General features: G+C 62.3%; 3 protein-coding genes. All 3 read right to left on the bottom strand.

The annotated features are described in order from the left end of the window. Positions 1-491: HyaD/HybD family hydrogenase maturation endopeptidase (locus JCM25156_RS11655; protein ID WP_025813216.1), on the bottom strand; the 491-nt coding region annotated here is incomplete at its 3' end. A gap of 201 nt (positions 492-692) precedes the next feature. Further along, the gene (gene cybH, locus JCM25156_RS11650) at positions 693-1,451 is read right to left on the bottom strand and encodes a Ni/Fe-hydrogenase, b-type cytochrome subunit (protein ID WP_084296506.1); all 759 of its coding nucleotides are present in this window, start codon (positions 1,449-1,451) and stop codon (positions 693-695) included. Positions 1,452-1,538: 87 nt separating this feature from the next. Next, the gene (locus tag JCM25156_RS11645) at positions 1,539-3,356 is read right to left on the bottom strand and encodes a nickel-dependent hydrogenase large subunit (protein ID WP_025813214.1); all 1,818 of its coding nucleotides are present in this window, start codon (positions 3,354-3,356) and stop codon (positions 1,539-1,541) included. Positions 3,357-3,405 lie beyond the last annotated feature (49 nt).

Genomic DNA, 3,405 nt, shown 5'->3' with positions numbered 1-3,405 from the left:
CACGGGCCAGCAGGTCCCAGCACGGCGCGTGCAACCGGCTCCACCCGCGCGGCCACCGCCGGGGTCAGGCCACCGCCGTAATCCTTCATGGTGACAGGCTGCACGCCAATCAGCGAGACCCTGCGTGGGGCATGTCCGCGCAGGTCCAGCAACGCCAGCACTTCCTGAAATCCGGTCTGGTGCAGGCTCATCTTGCGCGCGCCGATCGTGGCGGGCACGTCCGCGCCATGCACCTCGTGCACGGTGGCGGGCGGCAGGCCAAAATCAATTGCATCGACAATGACCAGACCGGCCAGATCCTCCAGATGCGGCAGCAGGTACAGGCCCTGCGTGCCGCCGTCCATCAACTCCACGGGGGCGGGAAATTCGTACCGCGCGGCCAGATATTCGACCGTCCGCACGCCAAACCCCTCATCCGCCCACAGGATGTTCCCGATACCGAGAACCAGTACCCTGCCGCCTGCTCCGCCTTCGTGCTGATCACTCGTCATGCGGTCGCGCCGCCTCCGTTCCTGAACCCTGTCCCGCGCATTCCGCGCCTTTGAAATCTTATATGAGCAAGAACCGTACCATCTTGCGGGGTGATTACGCACTTACCGCCCACAAACAGAAAACCTGCCACCACGATCTCCGTGATGGCAGATTTTATGGAAACTTTCTTTCCGGTTTTACAGAAAGTGGAAAGTTTATGTTCAGTCCGGTCGGTCATCGCGGAAAGTGCGATAGCCATTCGTCATGGATGAAATCAGCGTCTGCCGGGACATGATATCCTCCCGCGAGACCGTATAGACATGGATCATCACGAACAGCACGATCACCCACATTCCCCAATGGTGCAGGAAATGGGTGGACAGGTTCCCGCCCAGCCACGGCATGATCCAGCCAAAGACATGGCCTTCCCAGCTATCGATGCCGGTTCCATCGGAATAAAGGGCAAATCCCGTCGCGATCATGAACAGGCCCGTCAGCGTGAAGCAGAAGAACAGGGCCGTGCGCGCCAGCGCGTTATGGCCGATGACGGTTTTCGCCTGCTTCCTGATGAAGGCGTAAACCAGCATCTCATCCAGCAGGTCCTTCCAGTACGCCTTTTTCCATACCGGCAGGAAAAAGAGTTCACGCGAATAGATGTTGCCCATGAAGGCCCAGATCACCCGCCCGGCGAAACCGACCGAGAATATCCATGCCGCCGCGAAGTGCAGGTACCGTATCCAGCCCATCTGGTAATGGCTGCTGGCCTCACCGGACAGGCTGGGCGGGGGCGAACCGATCAGGTAGCCCGTCACGACCAGCACCACGATGGATGCGGCGGTAACCCAGTGCCACAGCCGCACCGGCGCTTCGTAAACATAGACAGTCAGCAGCCTGCGCGCACGTAACGGACGGGCGTGCAGCCCCTCCAGATTGGTGCCTTTCAGTTCCGCGTCCGTCAGCAGACGGTCGGATGCGCTCATTTCTTCCTCCCCTCCGGCCGGATCGAACCATCGGGTTCGCTCCGGCCCCTTATTATGCGGGCGTCCTTTCCCCGGCGGGAAACCGCCCTAGCGGACAGTGACGCGGGCCAGTTCCTCGCCATCGGGCGCCATCACATGGGTCGCGCAGGCCATGCAGGGATCGAAGGAATGCAATGTGCGCAGGATTTCCACGGGCTGTTCCGGGTTGACCATCGGCGTGCCCAGAAGTGACGCCTCGAACGCGCCGATATTGCCCCTGGCGTCACGCGGGCCACCATTCCATGTGCTGGGCACGACGCACTGGTAGTTCTCGATCCGGCCATCGCGAATACGGATCCAGTGCCCCAGCCCGCCACGCGGGGCGGCGACAAGACCCACGCCCTTCGCCTCCTTCGGCCAGGTGGACGGATCCCATTTGGAGACATTGGCCGTGGCAAGGTCGCCATTGCGGATGTTGGTGATCAGCGCGTCATAATCATCCAGCAGCTGCTGGGCGCAGTAATGGGCCTCCAGCGCGCGGGCGAGCGTGCGCCCGATGGTGGTGGGCAGGGCCTGCCGTGGGGTCAGGCTGGTTCCGGCCAGGCTGTTGAAGCGGCCCAGCGCGTCATCAACCTGCGCGCGCACGTACGGAACACCCTTGGAATACGCCAGGATGTAGCGCGCCAGCGGGCCCACCTCGCACGCATTGCCGCGCCAGCGCGGGGCCTTGACCCAGGAATAGCGGGCGCTCTCGTCGATCTCGACAATATTGGTGCGGCTGCCCTTCGCGCCCGCGCCCAGTTCGAAATGCGGGTCGGTCACGCCATCCCACGGATGCAGCCCGATATCCTCGCGCCCCTTGCCGTAATCGTACCAGCTATGGGTTACGAATTCCTGCACCTGCTGCGGGTCGCGCGCGTCAACGGGATGGATCTCGTCCCAGTTGCCGCCAATAATGGCCCCACCGGGGAAGCGGTCGGTTGACTTGTCGCCCTGCACGGTGGGGAAATCACCGTAATCCATCACATTGGTGGCGGCCAGACCGCCGCCATAGGTCCAGTCCTTGTAATAACTGGCGACGGCCAGGACATCGGGCACATAGACGTTCTGCGAGAACGTGAACGCATCCTGTATCTTCTGCTGGATGAAGTTCAGCCGGTCCATGTTCAGCGGCGCGCCCGCCGCCATGTCCCCATCGATATTGATGGCGCAGGGCACGCCGCCCACCATGTAGTTGGGGTGCGGGTTCTTGCCGCCAAGGATGGTGTGGACCTTCACGATCTCCTTCTGGAAATCAAGCGCCTCCAGATAATGCGTCACCGCCATGAGATCGGCTTCGGGCGGCAGGAGATAGGCCTTGCTGTCCCAGTAGCCGTTCTTGAAAATGCCGAGCTGCCCGCTCTCCACGAATTTCTTGAGCCGGTTCTGCACATCGCGGAAATAACCGGGAGAGGATTTCGGGTGATTGGGGGAGACCGCCTGCTGCAGCGCCGATGTCGCGCGCGGGTCCGCCCGCAGCGCGTTGACCGGATTGACCCAGTCCAGCGCGTGCAGGTGGTAGAAATGGACCACGTGGTCATGCCACGCCAGTATCTTCGCCATGATCTGGCGGATCAGGAACGCATTGGTCGGAACGCGGATGTCCAGCGCGTCTTCCACCGCGCGCACGGACGCCAGTGCGTGGCAGCCGGTGCAGACCCCGCAGATACGCTCCACGAACGCCCATGCGTCACGCGGGTCGCGGCCCTTCAGGATCACTTCCAGCCCGCGCCACATCGTACCGGTGGAGACGGCGTTGCGGATGATGTTGTCAGCATCGACATTCACTTCGCAGCGCATGTGCCCCTCGATCCGGGTCAGCGGATCGACCACGATGCGGCGACCGGTGTTATCGAGAGAAAAACCGTTTGGTGTCTGGATGGTCATCAGACATCATCCCCCTTGTAACGCGCGCGGCTCAGCGCGCTCAGAGCGG

Source organism: Komagataeibacter kakiaceti JCM 25156 (assembly GCF_000613305.1).
The sequence above is the reverse complement of the archived record's forward strand: the minus strand, read 5'-3'. Positions and strand labels throughout refer to the sequence as shown.

What these genes read in the sequence shown, in the direction of transcription:
- JCM25156_RS11645 (WP_025813214.1), bottom strand. Translation starts at nt 3,356, where the DNA reads ATGACCATCCAGACACCAAACGGTTTTTCTCTCGATAACACCGGTCGC.
- cybH (WP_084296506.1), bottom strand. Translation starts at nt 1,451, where the DNA reads ATGAGCGCATCCGACCGTCTGCTGACGGACGCGGAACTGAAAGGCACC.